This window comes from Chitinophaga oryzae (genome assembly GCF_012516375.2).
GTDB lineage: Bacteria > Bacteroidota > Bacteroidia > Chitinophagales > Chitinophagaceae > Chitinophaga > Chitinophaga oryzae.
Genome location: NZ_CP051204.2, coordinates 4,260,513 through 4,278,515 on the forward strand (window position 1 = coordinate 4,260,513; position 18,003 = coordinate 4,278,515).

General features: G+C 52.2%; 12 protein-coding genes. 11 read left to right on the forward strand and 1 reads right to left on the reverse strand.

The genetic code is table 11. The features are described 5' to 3' along the window. The first annotated feature begins 208 nt into the window (after nucleotides 1-208). The 6 genes from HF324_RS17730 to HF324_RS17755 all read left to right on the forward strand — a co-directional run bounded on the left by HF324_RS17730 (nucleotide 209) and on the right by HF324_RS17755 (nucleotide 9,019). Nucleotides 209-1,351 carry a glycoside hydrolase family 43 protein gene (locus HF324_RS17730; RefSeq protein ID WP_168860386.1) on the forward strand — a complete coding sequence of 381 codons (1,143 nt, stop codon included), beginning with the start codon at nucleotides 209-211 and terminating at the stop codon, nucleotides 1,349-1,351. Nucleotides 1,352-1,613: 262 nt separating this feature from the next. Next, nucleotides 1,614-3,935: a PSD1 and planctomycete cytochrome C domain-containing protein gene (locus tag HF324_RS17735; RefSeq protein WP_168803749.1), complete on the forward strand. Its 2,322-nt coding sequence runs from the start codon at nucleotides 1,614-1,616 to the stop codon at nucleotides 3,933-3,935. Between the two features lie 54 nt (nucleotides 3,936-3,989). After that, nucleotides 3,990-5,444: a DUF1501 domain-containing protein gene (locus HF324_RS17740; RefSeq protein ID WP_168860387.1), complete on the forward strand. Its 1,455-nt coding sequence runs from the start codon at nucleotides 3,990-3,992 to the stop codon at nucleotides 5,442-5,444. A 14-nt stretch (nucleotides 5,445-5,458) separates the two neighbouring features. Further along, the gene (locus tag HF324_RS17745) at nucleotides 5,459-6,484 is read left to right on the forward strand and encodes an NHL repeat-containing protein (protein WP_168860388.1); all 1,026 of its coding nucleotides are present in this window, start codon (nucleotides 5,459-5,461) and stop codon (nucleotides 6,482-6,484) included. Then, nucleotides 6,484-8,640 carry a c-type cytochrome domain-containing protein gene (locus HF324_RS17750; RefSeq protein ID WP_168860389.1) on the forward strand — a complete coding sequence of 719 codons (2,157 nt, stop codon included), beginning with the start codon at nucleotides 6,484-6,486 and terminating at the stop codon, nucleotides 8,638-8,640. Before HF324_RS17745 ends, HF324_RS17750 begins: the two co-directional genes overlap by 1 nt. Before the next feature lie 208 nt (nucleotides 8,641-8,848). Continuing rightward, nucleotides 8,849-9,019 carry a hypothetical protein gene (locus HF324_RS17755; RefSeq protein WP_168860390.1) on the forward strand — a complete coding sequence of 57 codons (171 nt, stop codon included), beginning with the start codon at nucleotides 8,849-8,851 and terminating at the stop codon, nucleotides 9,017-9,019. Between the two features lie 26 nt (nucleotides 9,020-9,045). On the opposite strand, the gene HF324_RS17760 is transcribed toward HF324_RS17755, so the two are convergent. Continuing rightward, complete coding sequence (locus HF324_RS17760) at nucleotides 9,046-9,684, reverse strand: class I SAM-dependent methyltransferase (RefSeq protein ID WP_168803754.1); 639 nt, start codon at nucleotides 9,682-9,684, stop codon at nucleotides 9,046-9,048. A gap of 330 nt (nucleotides 9,685-10,014) precedes the next feature. On the opposite strand from HF324_RS17760, the gene HF324_RS17765 reads away from it, so the two are divergent. The 5 genes from HF324_RS17765 to HF324_RS17785 all read left to right on the forward strand — a co-directional run bounded on the left by HF324_RS17765 (nucleotide 10,015) and on the right by HF324_RS17785 (nucleotide 17,983). Beyond that, on the forward strand, nucleotides 10,015-13,269 hold the full coding sequence (locus tag HF324_RS17765) for a SusC/RagA family TonB-linked outer membrane protein (RefSeq protein ID WP_168803755.1): 3,255 nt from the start codon (nucleotides 10,015-10,017) through the stop codon (nucleotides 13,267-13,269). Nucleotides 13,270-13,280: 11 nt separating this feature from the next. Continuing rightward, entirely contained in the window at nucleotides 13,281-14,759 is a 1,479-nt protein-coding gene (locus tag HF324_RS17770) for a SusD/RagB family nutrient-binding outer membrane lipoprotein (RefSeq protein ID WP_168860391.1), read from the forward strand. A gap of 163 nt (nucleotides 14,760-14,922) precedes the next feature. Then, the gene (locus HF324_RS17775; protein WP_168803757.1) at nucleotides 14,923-15,096 is read left to right on the forward strand and encodes a class I lanthipeptide; all 174 of its coding nucleotides are present in this window, start codon (nucleotides 14,923-14,925) and stop codon (nucleotides 15,094-15,096) included. 289 nt (nucleotides 15,097-15,385) lie between these two features. Beyond that, on the forward strand, nucleotides 15,386-16,969 hold the full coding sequence (locus tag HF324_RS17780) for a discoidin domain-containing protein (protein ID WP_168860392.1): 1,584 nt from the start codon (nucleotides 15,386-15,388) through the stop codon (nucleotides 16,967-16,969). Between the two features lie 108 nt (nucleotides 16,970-17,077). After that, complete coding sequence (locus HF324_RS17785; RefSeq protein WP_168860393.1) at nucleotides 17,078-17,983, forward strand: helix-turn-helix domain-containing protein; 906 nt, start codon at nucleotides 17,078-17,080, stop codon at nucleotides 17,981-17,983. The last annotated feature ends 20 nt before the right edge of the window (nucleotides 17,984-18,003 follow it).

Sequence of the window (18,003 nt, forward strand, 5' to 3'; positions counted from 1 at the left end):
ATGAACTATTCAGGTTTAATACAGGTATTTCAATTGGTCCGGATTTGGGTTACCTCCCACGGTTTAGTTTATCCATTCCCGTTGGGAGCGGCAAATTTAAGCATTTCGCAGCGTAATGGATATTTTTTTTCCGATAGGACGCTCCTCAGAAAATAGCTTTCATTTATAACTTCCGGCGGTTATATTTGTTTACCTGACATGTCCACTTATGAACAACAAGCTAAAAATTGCCATCGGATGCCTCTTTGCCACGTTCCTTGTTCACCGTACCGGAACAGCGCAAAACCAAAGCGCCACCTATAAAAACCCGTTGCCCATAAAATTCGGCGACCCCTATGTGCTGCAGTTAAAGGGCGGCCAGTACTATATGTACGGGACGGGCGGCGGCGCCAAAAACGGCTTTGCCGCTTATTCATCTCCCGACCTGGTCCACTGGAAAGAAGAAGGACAGGTATACTACGCCGGCAACAGGAACGGCTGGAGTGATTCCACCGCCGCCTGGGACGGCGCCTATTGGGCGCCGGAGGTGTATGCCCACCAGGGTAAATACTACCTGTTCTACAGCGCACAATGGAAAAACAATCCTGGCAGGGAACTCGAAAATTTTCGTATAGGTGTAGCCGTTGCCGACAGTCCTGCCGGCCCGTTCACCGACCTAACAGACAAACCCATCTTCGATCCCGGCTATCCTGTCATCGATGCCAACGTGTTATTTGACAAAAGCGGGAAGATTTATCTCTACTATTCCCGCTGCTGTTACAAACATCCGGTAGAAAGCGAAGTGGCTGACTGGGCCCGGAAAAAAGGATGGTTCGACAGTATAGAAGAAAGCTGGGTATACGGAGTGGAACTGAAACCTGATTTCAGCGGCGTTGTCGGGGAACCGGTACTGCTGTTGCGTCCACCGGTAAAAATGGGCGATCAGCAGACAGAATGGGAAAGCCGCTCCGTTACCTCGAAAGAAGTCAACCGCCGCTGGACAGAAGGTTCGGCCATCTTCCGGAAGGGCGATACTTACTACATGATGTACTCCGCCAACTATTTTGGCGGTAAGAACTACGCTGTAGGATATGCCACCTCCAAAAGCCCGCTGGGGCCTTTTGTGAAAGCAGCCAACAATCCGGTATTGCAGAAAAACAATGATAAAGGCGGCGTAGTGACCGGCACAGGGCATAACAGCATCACCTGGTCGCCGGACGGCAAAGAGATGTTTTGCGTATATCACGCCCGTACCCTGGCCACCGGCGATGAACGCGTGGTTTTTATCGACCGGGTGAAGATCTTAAAAGACGGGAAGCTGATGGTAGAAGGACCTACTACCACCCCACAGGTAGCGCCTAAACGAAAATAACGGACTTCCGATTTTCCATCTCTTCACGCCTGCCGTTCGTCAATAAAATTATTTCCTGCTATTGATTTGTAAATAGAAATACTATATTTGTTTATGTTCATACATATGAACGAATTGTTGGATAGCTAAGAAAGGCAAAAAAAGCATCAATCAGGATCAAAATAGCATAGATAGTCCCGGCTCCGGGCCTGTTTTTCTATGCACAGGAAGTGGCGTGCCATCCAGCCTAGTAAGTGAACAATTGTACACGAATAATCAGATTATGTTCCAACGTTATGTAAAAGCAGCTGCCTGCATGCTCACTATCCTTACGGCCTGTAATCACCAGGACACGCAGGACCAGTCGCAGGAAAAGATGCCGGACATCGTGGATTACAACTTCCACGTACGGCCTATCCTGTCCGACAAGTGTTTCGCCTGTCACGGTCCCGACGCCAACAAACGCGAAGCCGGCCTGCGTCTCGACATCGCTGACAGCGCCTATAAAGCCCTGCGGGATGATCCTGGCGCACATGCGCTGGTACCCGGCAATCCCATAGCGTCAGTATTATACCAGCGCATCAGCACCGCCGACACTTCCATGCGTATGCCGCCGCCCTCCAGTAACATGGTACTGAGCAGTTTTGAAGTAAAACTCATTGAGAAATGGATTAAACAGGGCGCTAAATACAAACCCCACTGGGCGTTTGTACCACCGGTATCCCCCGCACTGCCACAGGTAGAAGACCGCAAATGGCCGCGTAACGAGATCGACCTTTTCACGCTGGCACAGATGAATGAAAAAGGGCTCTCGCCAAATCCCGCGGCCGATCGCGAACGGCTGCTGAAGCGCCTCAGTCTGGATCTTACCGGTCTGCCTCCTACGCTCGCCAGGATGGAACGCTTTGCCAAAGACACCAGCGACAAAGGCTATGAGCTGATGGTGGATGAACTGCTGCAGGACAGCGCCTACGGCGAAAAAATGGCCGTCCACTGGATGGATGTGGCGCGTTATGCGGATTCCCATGGTTACCAGGACGACAACTACCGCAGCATGTGGCCCTGGCGCGACTGGGTGATACACGCCTTTAACAAAAATCTCTCCTATAAAGATTTTGTAACCTGGCAACTCGCCGGCGATATGGTCCCTAACGCTACCCGCGAACAGCTGCTGGCATCAGGCTTTAACCGTAACCATAAGATTACGGAAGAAGGTGGCGTCATAGACGAAGAATACCGCATTGAATATGTGACTGACCGCACCAACACCTTCGGTAAAAGTATGCTGGGCATCACGCTTGAATGCGCCCACTGCCACGACCATAAATACGATCCCTTCTCCCAGAAAGAATATTATGAGGTCTTCGCGTTCTTCAACAACGTCAAGGAAATAGGGCTGGAATCCACCGTCGGCGGCCCGGAAACGTATGCTAAAAAACCTTACATGGAGATCACCAGGGAAGATCTCAACGGCATACTGCATTTCATCAACAAACAGGACACGTCCAGGCTGATCGTATCAGTGATGGGCGAAAGAGACAGCACGCGAAAGACCTTTATCCTGGGCCGCGGCAACTACGACAATCCCACCACGGAAGTGACACCGGGCACGCCGCAGGCCATATTACCTTTCAGCACCGGCAGCTACGCCGCCAACAGGCTGGGGCTCGCCAACTGGCTGTTCGATGCGAAGAACCCGCTTACCGCCCGCGTATTCGTCAACCAGGTATGGCAGGAATTTTTTGGCAGGGGCATCGTCAAAAGCACCGGCGACTTTGGCATGCAGGGCGACCTGCCCAGCCACCCTGCGTTGCTGGACTGGCTGGCGACAGATTTCGTGCAGCACGGCTGGAATATTAAAAGACTGGTGAAACAAATCGTGATGTCGGCCACCTACCGGCAGTCAGCCGTCATCTCCCCGGAGAAACTGAAAGCAGATCCGGAGAACGTATATCTATCAAGAGGGCCACGTTTCCGGCTGCCGGCGGAAACCGTACGTGACCTTGTATTACAAAGCAGCGGCCTGCTGGTGCCCGAAGTCGGCGGCCCCAGCGTAAAACCGTACCAACCTAAAGGGCTGTGGGAAATGGCTACCTCCGGCCGCGGACAGCTGTCCACCTACCGCCAGGACCATGGCGCCAGCCTTTACCGCCGCGGGCTGTATACCTTCATCAAAAGAACCGTACCACCGCCATCGATGATGATCTTCGATGCCAGCAACAGGGACCAGTGCGAAGTGAAACGCGCGGCCACCAATACACCGCTGCAAGCGCTCATTATGCTCAACGACCCGACAGTGCTGGAAGCCTCCAGGGTACTGGCCTCCCGCCTGTTGCAACAAAACAGCAGCGGCATACAACAAAACATACAACAGGCTTTCCGCCTGATCGTATGCCGTACGCCGCAGGCACAGGAGACCGCTACCCTGCTGAAATACTATGAACAGCAGCAAGCGTATTATAAACAACAACCGGCCAATGCCTCCAAACTGTTGCACCACGGCGAATATCCCATGGCGACCAATCTGGACCAGGCCTCCTGGGCGGCCATGATGCAGGTGATCACCACTATTTATAACCTGGAAGAAACACTTTCCAAAACATAAACCGGCATTGATCATTTATCATCTCTCATTTTTTCTCTTTAAAATAATAACAAGATGAAAAACGAATTCCTGGAGCGTCACCTGAATATGAACCGCCGGAAGTTCCTCTCCCGGCTCAGTCTGGGCGTCGGCAGCGTAGCGCTTGGCTCCCTGCTGATACCGGACCTGTTCGGAAAAAGCAGCGCCAGCGAGGCGCCCTTCATCCCCGGCATGCCGCACTTCGCCCCCAAAGCTAAAAGGGTCATTTATTTGTTTCAGAACGGCGCTCCTTCACAGCTGGAGAGCTTCGACTATAAACCCAAACTGCGGGAGATGATGGGCCAGGAACTGCCGCCCTCCATCCGCATGGGACAAAGGCTTACCGGCATGACCGCCGGACAGTCGTCATTCCCGCTGGTAGGTTCTCATTATGACTTCCAACAGTATGGCCAGGCCAGGGCATGGATAAGCGATCTCTTTCCGCATACCGCACAAATAGTAGACGACATCTGCATCGTGCGTTCCATGTTCACCGAAGCCATCAACCACGACCCCGCGCTTACTTTCTTCCAGACGGGCGCACAACAGGGAAACCGCGCCAGCTTTGGCTCCTGGATGAGCTACGGCCTCGGCAGCGAAAACAAAAACCTTCCCGCTTTCTGCGTGCTGCTCTCCCGCGGCAAAGGCAACGGCCAGGGGGTATATTCCAAATTGTGGTCCAACGGGTTCCTCGACAGCATCCACCAGGGAGTGCAATTCAGCAGCGGCGACAGCCCCGTGCTGTACCTCAACAATCCCGAAGGCATCGATATGTCCAACCGCCGACAGATGCTGGACCAGCTGGCAGCACTCAACGATCAGTCCTACAAAGACTTCGGTGATCCGGAGATCAGCACCAAGATCCAGCAGTATGAAATGGCCTACCGTATGCAAACGGCTGTGCCGGAGCTGACCGACCTGTCCAAGGAACCGGACGACATCATCAAACTATATGGCCCGGAATGCCTTGTTCCCGGCACGTTTGCGGCCAACTGCCTGCTGGCGCGCAAGCTCTCCGAAAGCGGCGTGCGTTTCGTACAGCTCTATCACCAGGGATGGGACCAGCACGGTAACCTGCCCAATGAAATGGCCGGACAGGCAAAAGATGTGGACCGCGCCTCCGCCGCGCTTATCACCGATCTGAAACAACGCGGCCTGCTGGATGAAACGCTGGTAATATGGGGCGGTGAATTTGGCCGAACCAACTATTGCCAGGGTAAGATGACCGCAGATAATTATGGCCGCGATCACCACCCACGCGCTTTTTCCATCTGGATGGCCGGCGGTGGCGTAAAGCCGGGCATCGTTTACGGAGAGACAGACGAGTTCGGCTACAATATTGTGAAAGATCCCGTGCACGTACATGATTTCCATGCCACCGTTTTACACCTGATGGGGCTGGACCACGAAAAACTAACATTCAAACACCAGGGCCGCCGCTACCGTCTTACCGATGTGGCCGGGAAAGTCATTCCCGGATTGATGGCCTGATAAAAATATTACACATGGAGAGAAGAAAATTCGTACAATCGTCTGCGTTACTAGCCGCCTCTTTTTACATTTCCCGCGACCTGTTTGCCCGTCCCAAAGGACCGGTATACGGCCACCAGGACATGCGTTATACCCTCGACACACGATGGGGCACGCTCGACAGCAGCCGCCATCCGGTGAAGGACTGTCACGAAATGGTGCAGGACAAAAAGGGCCGTATTATCCTGCTCACCAATGAAACGAAGAACAATATCCTCGTTTACAGTAAATCCGGTAAACTGCTGGATTCCTGGGGCCACGCGTTTCCCGGCGCCCACGGGCTGACGCTGGCCAATGAAAACGGTACCGAATACCTGTTCATCACCGACACCGACAAACACGAGGTCTATAAAACCACCATGGACGGCAGGATCGTGATGACGATCAGCTACCCGGCAGAAACAGGGCACTACAAAAAGAAAGAAGAATTCGTTCCTACCGAAACCACCGTTACCGACGAAGGTGATATCTATATCGCTGACGGTTATGGTGCACAGTATGTGATGCATTACGACCGCCAGGGTAAACTGTTAAATACTTTCGGCGGCCGTGGCGAAGGCGATGCTCACCTGGACAATGCCCACGGCATCTGCGTCGACCGTCGCCAGGGCGCTCCTTCCCTGCTGGTGACAGATCGCACCCGTAACTGTTTCAAACGTTTCAGCATGGACGGCAAGCTGCTGGAAGTGATCTCCCTGCCCGGCGCCTGCGTATGCCGCCCCGTGATCAAAGGCGACCATCTCTATGCAGCCGTATTGCGTTCTCCCGATATGAACGTCAGCGGCAGCGGCTTTGTGACCATCCTCGACAAAAACAACAAGGTTGTTTCCAATATCGGCGGCACTGCGCCGGTATACAACGGACAGCAGTTGCAACCCATGCAGCAGGCGGAGAAGATCTTCGTTCACCCGCATGATGTATGTGTAGATAACGATGACAACGTGTACGTGGCCCAATGGGCCGCCGGCAAAGTGTACCCCTATAAACTCAGGAGGATATAATGAAGTGGAATCGTATCCGATGGCAGGACGCCGGTAACCAGTTTTTATTTGCCGCTAATATTTTTGTGCTGGTGTTATTCATCGCCGGCAGCAGTCTTACGGTGCCTGCGTGGTTGCAGGTACTGGGGCGTATGCACCCGCTGGTGCTTCATTTTCCGATCGTACTGCTTCTCCTGGGCAGCCTGCTGCTTTTTATTCAGCTGCGCGAGCCGGAAGCCAACCGCTGGAAAAACTGCTTTACCGAACTGCTGCTGCTGACCGCAGCGCTTACTACAGCCGTTACCGTTATTATGGGCCTGCTGCTTGCCCGCGAAGGAGGTTATACCGACAACGGCAGCATACAATGGCACAAATGGGGCGGCGTGGCCGTGCTGTGGGCTTCTTCCGCGCTGTACTGGCTGCGCGCCACAGCGAAGCCCTGGCTGCCGAAAACAGGCGCGCTCGTCACCGTGGCGTTATTGCTGGTTACCGGCCACTATGGCGCCGACATCACCCATGGCAACAATTTCGTGCTGGCGCCGGTGACCCCGCGCAATACCCCAGTGCCGTTAGACAAAGCCCTGGTGTACGACCACCTGGTAAAACCTATCCTCGAAGAAAAATGTATGAACTGCCACAATAATGGTAAAGCGAAAGGCGGTTTATCCATGGAGTTACCGCAACAGCTGCTTGCAGGGGGTAAGAGCGGGAAGTTGTTCATTCCCGGCAATCCGGCTGTCAGCCTGCTGATGGAAAGACTGCACCTTCCGGCGGAAGACAAAAAACACATGCCGCCTGCCGGCAAGCCGCAGCTGACGGAGGAAGAAACAGCGCTGCTCCACTATTGGATCAAAGGAGGCGCCGACTTCAAAACAGCCGTAGCCACGCTGCCGGCCCGCGACAGCCTGTACCTGCTGGCTGCACAACGCCTGCAGCCTGCCACGTCCGAAGCGCCGGTATATGATTTTTCTGCCGCCGATGAGAAACTGGTGCAACAGCTCAGCAATAACTACCGCGTCGTATACCCGATAGCGTTACACGCCGCGCCCCTGGTAGCCAACTGGTATAACAAAGACAAGTTCAATATCCAATCCGTCAGCGAACTGCTGCCCGTCAAACAACAGCTCATAGAGATGCATCTGCAGAAGATGCCCGTGAAGGATGCTGACCTGGAGGTATTGTCGCAGTTTAAGCAGTTGCGGGTGCTCAACCTGAGCTTTACCAATATCACCGGGCAGACATTGGCCACACTTGCCAGGCTGCCCCATTTACAGCGTCTTTCGTTATCAGGCACGCCGGTAACGCTACAGCAGCTGACCAGCCTGAAATCAGCCCCTGCGCTGAAAGAGCTGTATGTATGGAACACCGGCTTGTCACCCGCGGACCTGCAACAGGCAGAAAAAATTCTCCCCAGGGCTACCCTCGTAAAAGGCTTTACCAATGACAAAGGCGAGCAACTGAAACTCAATCAGCCTGTTGTGCTCAACGCTGTAGCAGTCTTCAAAAACAGTTTACAACTGAAAATGCAACATCCCGTAAGAGGGACTGAGATCCGCTATACGACCGACGGCAGCGTACCCGACAGCCTGCATTCTCCTGTATTCAAGGACAGCCTGCTGATCACCGGTAATACCGTGGTTCGCGCCATCGCCTGCAAACAGGGATGGTATGCCAGCGATCCCATACAGCTGTCGTTCAGCAAAACCACCTATACGCCCGACAGTATCAGGCTTACCAACCAACCCGAAGGATCTTATATCGCTAACGGTGGCACCAGCCTTACGGACGGCCAAAAGGGCGGAACAGACCATAACAACGGCAAATGGCTCGGCTATACGAAAAACAGCCTGGAGGCTATTGTGCAATTTCCTGCGCCCGTACCGCTAAAAGCTGTTACCATCGGCGCACTGCGTAACACCGGCGCCTATATTTTCCTGCCGCGCCAGGTTGAAATATGGGGCGGCAACGATCCGCGGCATCTTAAATTATTAAAGAAAGTCACGCCTCCCGCAGACAAAAAAGACGATCCTGTTACCACGATGGACATCAATTGCGACTTCCCGCTCACACAGGTATCGTATGTTAAAATAATGATGACACAAACCACGCTGCCACCGTGGCATCCCGGCAAAGGCAACCGCGCCTGGCTTTTTGTGGACGAGCTGCTTTTCAACTAAAAATAAGGAAGAGCGTTGCCGTGGCAACGCTCTTCCTTAACAAGGAGGATTGATCTGGTTGATTAATGTGTCAGGCCAATGAAGCCATCCTCATTACCGCTGTCAAAAGGAGAAATAGTATATTGAATTGTCATTTTTTCTACCCAAAGCATGACAAAAGGCAACAATGGCACGGTTCTGGTAATTACATGTGAAGAAAAATTACTTTATGAAAAAAATACATCTACTTTTAACCGCTGTCGCCCTGATTCTTTTCAGTTCCTGCTATACGGTGCACACTGCGGGTAACAGCGGGAAAATACCTCCGGGCCAGGCGAAGAAAATGACCGGCTCCCAATCCGCCAAACCATATGCGCCCGGACAGCAGAAAAAATACTAAGTAGTTAAAACGGACCTTGCAACGGTTCATTTTTTCTCCGCCCAGATATAGGCTCTCCTCGTTGGATACTCTACTCCTTCATAGGGGTGCCTTTCTATGGCATCAATAACATCAAAGCCCGCCTCGTTCAGCAACGCGATAATAGCATCTGTCTTAAAAAAGAACAGATCTACATCCACTTCCTTCTCATGTGCCTTATCAAAATGAACGACTTCTTCTCCTACGTGAAAAGAAAATAAAAAGCCTCCTCCTGTTTTCAGCACCCGGTGAACTTCTTTGAAACAAGCCCCCACCTGTTCACTCGTAAAATGCACGATAGCATAAAACGCCAGCGCACTACCCAGGTATGCCGAGGGGTAACCGGTGTTCAGCAGATCGCTGGTCTCAAATTTTATATGAGGAGAAAGCCTGCGGGCGGTATCTACCATAGCAGGTGACAAATCCGTACCGATAAGTTCCTTCATACCGTTGTCATGCAGAAAACGTGTTGTTTGCCCGGGGCCACAGCCAAAGTCCGCACACAGCCCCTTTTCCTTGTTGGCAAATGCAAATTCCTTCAGCAACAAACGGTCAAACTGTTTTTTGGAGAGCTCATCCCAGCGTTCCGCCGCATAGTCTTCGGCAACCTGGTTATAACAGTGCAGTACTTTTTCCTGTGGGTTCATATGAAAGCTGAGTTTCCGGTATTAACAAATTTTGTTTACTGAAAATATGCTTTAAAAATGATATAGAGAAATGTGCCCGCTTACATTTTTTTAAGCCGGGGGCAAGCCAGTGCCGGATTTTAGCGCTTGGTTTTATTATCTTTAGAAAGAAGACTGTAATCCTCCGACCCACTTTACGAGCCAACGGCGGTAAGCCCAAACCAATGCCACAATGATCGATTTATGAAACCCAGTTAAACGGCCCATTTTACTTAACGAAAACCCAATGACAATTATGAACCAGGCATAATGACCGGCCCCTCTATATTTTTCAACCAAATCTGAACCATCATGAAAAAGACGTTCTGTCTTATTGCCATTCTCATGGCAATCACCCTCCTATTGCCTGCACAGCAGCGGCAGGTAACCGGGAAAGTGACGGGCAACAATGCGCCTGTCCCTTTTGCCACCGTCCAGCTTAAAGGAGCTGTTACCGGCACCACTACAGACCAGCAGGGAAATTTCAGGATATCCGTAACCGGTAAAGACGCCGTGCTCGTCGTCCGAAGCCTCGGCTACCTGTTGAAAGAAATACCTGTCGGAGAGGCTGCCACTATCAGCATCGACCTGCAGCCGGATGACAAGACCATGCAGGAAGTAGTGGTGACTGCGCTCAACGTAAAGCGGGAAAAGAAATCACTGGGCTACTCCGTCCAGGAAGTAAAAGGTGCAGAACTCACCCAGTCGAAAGACGCCAATTTCATCAATGCACTCAGCGGAAAAGTAGCAGGCATACAGGTTACCGGATCTTCCGGCAATATGGGAGGATCTGCCAGGATCACCATCCGCGGTATCAACTCCATCTATGGCAACAACAACCCGCTGTTTGTGGTCGATGGCGTACCGATGGACAACAGCTTCTTTACCGGCAACAATCCTACCAGCAGCCTTGACCAGGAACGCGGCCGCGGCGGATATGACTATGGCAACGCCATACAGGATATCAACCCCGCTGACATCGAATCCCTGTCCGTACTCAAAGGCGCTGCTGCTTCCGCCTTGTACGGCACCCGCGGTTCCAACGGCGTGATCGCCATCACCACCAAAAAGTCCAAATCAGGCGCCGCCAGCGGCATTGGCGTCACCTATAATTTTGGCGCACAGATGGAAAAAGTGTACATCATGCCGCAATACCAGGATGAATACGGTGGCGGTTATAAATTCACCAAACTGTATGTAAAGGAACACCCGGAAGGATTCAAAGACGGCAAAGCCACCTATGACGATAACGATGGCAAAGGTCCGTACGACCTCGTTCCGGACTATGAACCCGACGTATCCTGGGGACCACGGCTGGATGGCAGGCTCGTACGCCACTTCTGGTCATGGGACAAAAACAAACAAAACCCTGACTTCGGCATATCTGCCCCCTGGGAACCACATCCCAACAATAACCGCAGTTTCTTCGAAACCGGCCTGACGCTCACCAACAGTGTAGCCGTCACCGGTAGTAATGAGAAAGGCGCTTTCCGCCTGGCTTACACCAATCTTGACCAGAAATTCGTTCTACCCAACTCCAAACTCAAACGCAACTCTCTCAGCTTCAATGGCAACTATGCCATCTCCAGCCGGCTGGAAGCCTTTATCGGCGTCAATTACGCCAGCACCAATACCCTCGGCAGGCCCGGTACCGGCTACCACGGCAGGAACGTTATGCAGGGTTTCACTGAATTCGGGCACCGCGACTGGGACATGGAGAAGATGAAAGACTACGCCTATGCATACGACGGGTCCCAACGTTCGTGGAACCGCGGCGCATGGGATGATCAGCCGCCACGGTATACCGACAATCCCTACTGGACACGGTATAAAAACTACCAGACAGACCGGCGCGACCGCGTATTCGGCAACGCAGGCATCAACTTTAAACTCACCGACTACCTTACCGTTACCGGTAAATTTATGACCGACTTCTATACCGACAGCCGCCAGGAAAGAGTGGCCATCGGTTCCCAGGGCATCCCCTCTTACGTTGAAGCCACCCGTTTCGTAAAGGAAAACAACTACGAAGGACGTATCAACTTCAACAAATCCATCGGCACCCGCTTCTCCCTGACAGCCTTTGCAGGCATCAACAGAAGGGAAAACTATTTCAAATTCACCGGCGGTGAAAGCAAAGACGGGTTAAACATCGATGGCTGGTATAATCTCGCCAACTCACGCCAACCCGCCCGTACGTACGACCGCGTGGAAAGGCTGCGTGAGAACGCCGTCTTCGGCAGCGCCTCGCTGGGCTACCAGGGCATGCTTTACCTTGACGTTACCGGCAGGAACGAATGGTCCAGCACCTTGCCGGCAGCCCACAACGCCTACTTCTTTCCATCTGTATCCGGGTCATTCGTCTTCTCCGAACTCAGCGGCCTGAAAAACACCCGCTGGCTGTCTTTCGGTAAACTCCGGCTGGGATGGGCGCAGGTAGGTAAAGGCACTATTCCTTACAGCACTGCGCTGGCCTACCTGGCAGAAGAGAACTTCGGTTCCACCGCCCACATCACCGTACCCGATCAACTGAACAATGCAAACATAAGACCTGAGATCACTACCGAAGTGGAAGCCGGCCTTGAATTACGTTTCCTGCATAACCGGCTGGGCGTGGATTTCAGCGTATACGACAAAAAATCAAAAGACCAGATCATCCCGCTGACCATCTCCGCCTCTTCCGGTTATACCACTGCCATCATCAATGCGGGGCTGATCAGGAATAAAGGGTTTGAACTGGCGCTCACAGGCACACCCGTGCAAACAAAGAGCGGGTTCACCTGGGACCTGGGTTTCAACATCGCCCGCAACAAAAACAAAATCGAAAAACTGTACGACAATCCGGAGAAAGGCATCCGCGTGACCAACCTGCTGCTGGCCAACGCGCCCTTTGCCGTATCTGTGAATGCCCGCGAAGGCGAAACCTACGGCTCTATCGTTGGCTACGCCATTAAACGGGACGCCAACGGCAACAAACTGGTAGGCGCCGACGGCTTCTATATCAGGGACGCCAGCCAGTCGGTGCTGGGCAACGCGCTACCCGACTACACCGGTGGCTTCTCCTCCATGTGGAGCTATAAAGGTGTTTCACTGGGCGTCAATTTCGATTTCCAGATCGGCGGCCAGTATTTCTCCACCACCACCATGTTCGGCCGGCAATCCGGCCTCCTGGCGGAAACAGCAGAAAATGGCATCCGCGAAAACGGCACGGTGGCAGACGGGTATACAGAAGACGGCAAGAAAAATACGAAAGTCATATCCGCCTATGACCACTTCAATAACAACAACGGATACGTGGTACAGGAACTCGACATGTGGGACGCCGGTTATCTCTATCTCAAAGAGATCAACCTGGGGTATACATTTGAGAAATCATTTGTGTCCGCCCTGCGGCTGCAGCACCTCCGCCTCTCCTTCTCTGCAAGGAACGTATGGCTGATCAGCACTGCCAACCCGCACCTCGATCCCACCAGCCTGGCCATATCCGCGGGCAACGTACAGGGCATTGAAGCCGCTGCGCTTCCCTCTGTACGCTCCTTCGGTGTTAACTTATCCGTTTCCTTCTAAAAAGCTAAGCCATGAAAAAAACAATATTTAAAGCGCTGTGCTTCGCGTCGGTAGTGGTGCTCCTGCTGGCAGGCTGTACTAAAAAATTCGATGAGATCAACCTGGACCCGAATAACCCGAAAACAACCGACCCCGGCTACCTGCTGGTCTCCGCCGAGAAAAAAGCCGTAGACAACATCTGGAACGAATGGAACAACGGCCGTACCGGCATGCACTACGCCCAGTACTGGTCCGCCACCACTTACTCCAACGAAAGCCGCTACCAGATCCGTGAAAACCAGAACAACAACTTCTGGAACATCCTGTACGCCGGCACCATCAAAGACCTCAACGAGATCATCAGGATCAATACCGAAAAACCTTTCGATTACTCCCCCAACCAGATAGCCATCGCCGAAATCTTAAAAGTGTGGACCTACCATATGCTGGTGGACGTATATGAAGACATTCCCTACAAATCTTCCCTGGGCGGCCTCGACCGGCCTAATAGTCCATACGACAAGGCTATCACCATCTATACTGATCTGCTGAAAATACTCGGTGAGCAGGCGGCAAAACTGGACCCGTCCAAAGGTTCTTTCCCCGCCAAAACAGATATCATCTACAACGGCGATGTCAATAAGTGGAAACGTTTTGCCAACTCTCTCCGGCTGCGTATAGCGATCCGCGTGAGTGACGTTCCCTCTTTACAGCCACTCGTCAAACAGGCTATCAACGACGCCGTGGCCTCCGGGGTATTTACTTCCAACGCAGACAATGCCCTGTTCCGGTATGTGGAAGCGCCGCCGAACAATAATCCGCTGAACGAGGCTTTCAAATCGCGTATTGATTTCTGTATGTGCAAAACCATGGTAGACTACATGCTCGATATCAAAGATCCCCGGCTGCCTGTTTACGCAGCGCCGGCGAAAGACAACGGCAGGTATATCGGTAAGGCATATGGCCTGAACCAGCAAAACGGGGAAACCATCCCCAACAGCGCCATATCCCTGCCCGGCAGCGCTGTGCTGGACGCCAAAGCCCCGGCTGTTTACATGGATTACGCCGAAGTGGAGTTCATCCTTGCCGAAGCCATAGAACGCAACATCATCAGCGGTTCCGCCGAAGAGCATTATAAAAAAGGAATCAGGGCTTCCCTGGAAGACCGCGGCGTCGCCGCTTCCGCTATCGATCCTTATATTGCCGGCGTTCCCTATAACGGGGGCGACTGGAAGAACGTGATCGGTACGCAAAAGTGGATCGCTCTGTACATGCAGGGCCTGGAAGGCTGGTTCGAAAGGCTGCGCCTCGACTTCAAAAAGCCGGATGGACAAGCACTGTTCGTAGCGCCCGTTGATGGCTCCCTCGACCGCGAAGTCACTGTTGTGCCTACCCGCATGACCTACCCCGTAGACGAACAACAGCTGAACAAAAGCAACTACGACAAAGCGGTCCAGTCCATCGGCGGCAAAGACAGCAAGGCCGCAAAACACTTCTGGGACCTTTATTAATAAACTTTTGAGGATATAGAGACGGTCATGAAAAAAGGTCGGTTTTCGCAGGAAGGCCGGCCTCTTGTTTTCAGCAAGCATTAACCTCTCAGAAATTACGATGCGCTGAAAATCACCCATGGCGCGGAAGACAGGGTGGAATCATCTTTTAAATCTTAATGTTATGAAAAAGAAAATGTCATTGAACAAAAAACTAACACTGGCCAAAAACACCGTAGGAGTTATGACCGGCTACCAGCAGGCAGCCATCAAAGGGGGCCGTCTCACCACTATCGGGAGAACATGCCAGGTGACTACCGGCTGCCCGGTAGCGCCTGAATACCCGGGCCTCGGCTGACAAAACAACGGAAACCGCCGCCTGCGTGGTTTCCGTTGCATTATTTTCTTTCTTAAAATAATATACCCGACAAATAGAAACTATTCCTTATTTTTGAACGGAACAATGAATACCAGTCATAGCAAAAGACCGGCTGGCCGGTAAACGCCCGCTTTCTGTTATTGGCTATTTACCCTTCCTCCTGTGTTTCACGCTAACAGATTTTCCCATTACACAACAGAAAAACCCTTTGGTACGATGTAAACATACTATCTGATAAACCTTTATTCTTCATCCAAAACAGTAAACAATGACCAAAATCGCTCCTCTCCTGGTGGTGGCCACCGTATTGGCCATGGCAATCACCAGCTGTCAGAAACAACCCGAATCCACTCCCCTTGAGAAAATGGACGCCAAAAAATCATCGGTGGCCGTCAATGGCGTAGCCAATGGCACCTATATGCTCAACGTTGTCTATTTCGTTCCATCCGACCTCGATACCGTTCCGGGATACCGGGAAAGGCTAAACGGGGTATTCCTGTATATGCAGCAGTTCACCACCAAATGGATGAACCAGTGGGGATATGCCGGCAGAACAATAGGACTGCAGACAGATTCCGCCGGCCGGTTGAAAATATCGCTGGTCCGCGGACAGCAGGGCAAAAGCAGCTATCCTTACGAAGGCGGTTCCGGCGCCGTGATGAATGAAGTAAACGCCTATTTCGCCGCTCATCCGGCCGAGAAAAAAAGTGACCATATCATGGTGATCATTCCCACCTATTCCTATGGCGCCAACGGAGATCCCAGCGGCGGGCCATTCTACGGAATCGGCCGCTGGTGCTTTGCGCTCGACTACACCGGCCTGGATACGATCAACCTGGGAAAACCGGATGATAAATTCTCTACCAAATGGATAGGCGGCATGGCACATGAGATGGGCCACGGTATTAATCTCCCGCACAACGGCGGCGCCCAGTCGCAAAATATCCTGTATGGCACCACGCTGATGGGTTACGGCAACGGCACTTTAGGTAAAGCGCCTACTTATTTTTCACCGGCGGATGTCGCCATCCTGGCCAATGGCCAGCTATTCAGTCCCGTTACGCGGAGCGACTGGTACACAGATCCCGGCTGCCAGGTGAAACGGGTATATGCGGAGTATAACAGCGGTTCCGCCAGTATTATCGTCTCCGGCAAATTTTCGGCTGCCAAAGCGGTGAAGGATATCGCTTATTACAACCGCAACACCGGTAACGATAATGGCGGCTACAACTCGGTTACCTTTGCCTCCAAGCCGATAGGCACCGACAGTTTTCGTATCGCCATGCCCGTGAGCGACTTCAGGGACAAGGGCAATACAAACTATGAATTTACTATCCGGCTATGCCATGAAAACGGTAGTATCACCAGTTATGTGGCCTCCTACAGCTTTGTCAACGACGTCCCTGTTGTCAACTTCGGGGATAAAGTGGTATACGATAAAACCGGGTGGACAGTAACCGCTTTCAGTTCGGAGGAAACAGCCGCGGAAAACGGCGCCGCCGCCAATATCATCGATGGCTCCGGCAGCAGCTTCTGGCACTCGCGGTGGTCTTCCGCTGCGGCCAGCTATCCGCACACCATCACCATCGATATGGGACAGGCGCTGGACGTAAACCGGTTTACATTTAAACAGCGGAGCAGCAGAATGGTAAAAGACATACAAATCCTGAGCAGCAATAACAACACCACCTGGACGCCGATCGGCACTTTCACGCTGGCGGCCACCACCAACCCGCAGAACATCGTTCTTCCTTCCACCAAAAACTTCCGTTATTTCAGGCTGAATATGACCAGTTCCTATGATGGCGAACAGTTTGCCGCCATGTGTGAGGTGGGCACCTATAAAGACTGATCGAAAAACAGATAAGCATATATAAAAAATCCGGGTAGATGTACCCGGATTTTTTTTTGCTGCCGTCCTCTCGGAAAAAAGTTTCAACTTCGCAGTTTATACCAGTATATGGCAAAAGCGACTGCATCGCTGGAAGCGTTTTACCGGGATAAGTTCGGCACCCTGTCTGACGACTTCCAGAAAAACATAGGACAATTCAATGCCTTCAGGATTGAGGACAGGGTGCGGACAGGCGCCACTTCCCCCACCTTTGTGCGCAGGGATTTTTTTAAGATCATGTTGTACCGGGGAGATAATATTTTTCACTATGGCGACCAAAGTATTCCGGTAAGCGGCAATACACTGCTGTTCTTCCACCCGCAGGCGCCTTATACCTATGAACCGCTGACCGCCGGTACCGGCGGTTATTTTTGTGTGTTCCGGGATGAGTTTTTCAGGGAAAACCTCCGGCTGGAACTGGGCAAACTGCCTTTGTTCACCATAAGCGCGCCGCCGGTATTCAGCCTGGACAAAGAAAAAGCGGAGGAGGTAACTACCATCTTTGAGAAAATCATCCGGGAGCTGCATTCAGATTATGCTTATAAATATGAACTGATCAGGGCTTATGTAAGCGAACTGATCTACCTGGCCATGAAACTCCGGCCAGCCGGCAACAGGTATGCGCATCCCGATGCCGCGTCACGGATAACGGCCGTTTTCACCGAGCTGCTGGAGCGACAGTTCCCTATTGAATCGGTGTCCCAGCGTTTTGAACTGCGCTCGCCGAAAGCCTTTGCAGACAGGCTCTCCGTTCATGTAAATTCACTCAACCGCGCCATCAAAAAAACCACCGGACATACCACCACCGACCTTATTTTCGAGCGGCTGACGGCGGAAGCCAAAGCGCTGCTGAAACACACCACCTGGAACATCGCAGAGATCAGTTATGTGCTGGGATTTGAAGACCAGGCGCATTTCAACAATTTTTTCAGAAAACAGACCACTATGAGCCCTTCCGATTTCAGGCAGGTTTGAATTTGACAAATAATGGTTTG